The following is a 1,484-nucleotide window of genomic DNA, read 5'->3' as shown; positions in this document are numbered from 1 at the left end:
GGCCCCGCCGGGCTGTCGGCGGCGATCCGGCTCAAGCAGCTGGCCGCCGAGAAAGGCACCGAGATCGGCGTGTGCGTGCTCGAGAAGGGTTCCGAGATCGGCGCGCACATCCTGTCGGGCGCGGTGATGGACCCGCGCGCGATCACCGAACTGTTCCCCGACTGGAAGGAACAGGGCGCACCGCTCACCGTCGAGGTGACGGAAGACCGCTTCCTGTTCCTGTCCGAGAAGAGCGCGATCACGACGCCGAACTGGGCGCTGCCCGAGAACTTCAAGAACCACGGCAACTACGTGATCTCGCTGGGCAACGTCACGCGCTGGCTCGGCCAGCAGGCGGAAGCTCTGGGCGTCGAGATCTTCCCGGGCTTCCCGGCTGCGGAGATCCTGTACAACGACGACGGCTCCGTGAAAGGTGTCGCGACCGGCAACATGGGCGTGGGCAAGGACGGCGAGCCGACCGAGAACTTCCAGCTCGGCATGGAGCTGCACGCGAAGTACACGCTGTTCGCCGAAGGCTGCCGCGGCCACCTCGGCCGCCAGCTGATCTCGAAGTTCAAGCTCGACGCGAACGCCGATCCGCAGGCGTACGGGATCGGCATCAAGGAACTGTGGGAAATCGATCCCGCGAAGCACAAGCCGGGCCTCGTGATCCACACGGCCGGCTGGCCGCTGAAGTCGGACACGTACGGCGGCTCGTTCCTGTATCACATGGACAACAACCAGGTCGTGGTCGGCTTCGTGGTGGGCCTGGGCTACACGAACCCGTATCTGTCGCCGTTCGAGGAATTCCAGCGCTACAAGACGCACCCGTCGATCCGCGCGTTCCTGGAAGGCGGCAAGCGCGTGTCGTACGGCGCGCGGGCGATCACGGCCGGCGGCCTGCTGTCGCTGCCGAAGACGGTGTTCCCGGGCGGCGCGCTGATCGGCGACGACGCGGGCTTCCTGAACGCATCGCGGATCAAGGGCAGCCACGCGGCGATCAAGACGGGCATGCTGGCGGCGGACGCCGCGTTCGACGCGCTGCAGGCCGGCCGTCAGAGCGACGAGCTCAACGCGTATCCGGACGCCTTCAAGCAGTCGTGGCTGCATACGGAGCTGTACCGCGCACGCAACTTCAAGCAGTGGATGGCGAAGGGCCTGTACCTGGGCACGCTGATGGTCGGGCTCGAGCAGAAGGTGATGGGCGGCAACGTGCCGTGGACGCTGCACCACAAGCATGCGGATCACGAGATGCTGAAGCCGGCCTCGCAATGCACGCCGATCGAGTATCCGAAGCCGGATGGCAAGCTGACGTTCGACCGGCTGTCGTCGGTGTTCATCTCGAACACGAACCACGAGGAAAACCAGCCGGCGCACCTGACGCTGAAGGATGCGAACGTGCCGGTGAACGTGAACCTGCGGACCTACGCGGGGCCGGAGGGGCGCTTCTGCCCGGCGGCGGTGTACGAGTTCGTGAAGAACGACGACGGCAGCGACCGGCTGGT

1 protein-coding gene is annotated in these 1,484 nt (G+C 66.2%); it reads left to right on the top strand.

The genetic code is table 11. The annotated features are described in order from the left end of the window. The coding region (locus tag DIE11_RS35915; protein WP_124629850.1) for an electron-transfer flavoprotein:ubiquinone oxidoreductase at positions 1 to 1,484 on the top strand (1,484 nt) is incomplete at both ends.

Origin of the sequence: Burkholderia sp. Bp9012, from assembly GCF_003853825.1 — a bacterium.
In the GTDB taxonomy this organism is placed as follows: Bacteria; Pseudomonadota; Gammaproteobacteria; order Burkholderiales; family Burkholderiaceae; genus Burkholderia; species Burkholderia diffusa.
This window is presented reverse-complemented; position numbering and strand designations above follow the sequence as displayed.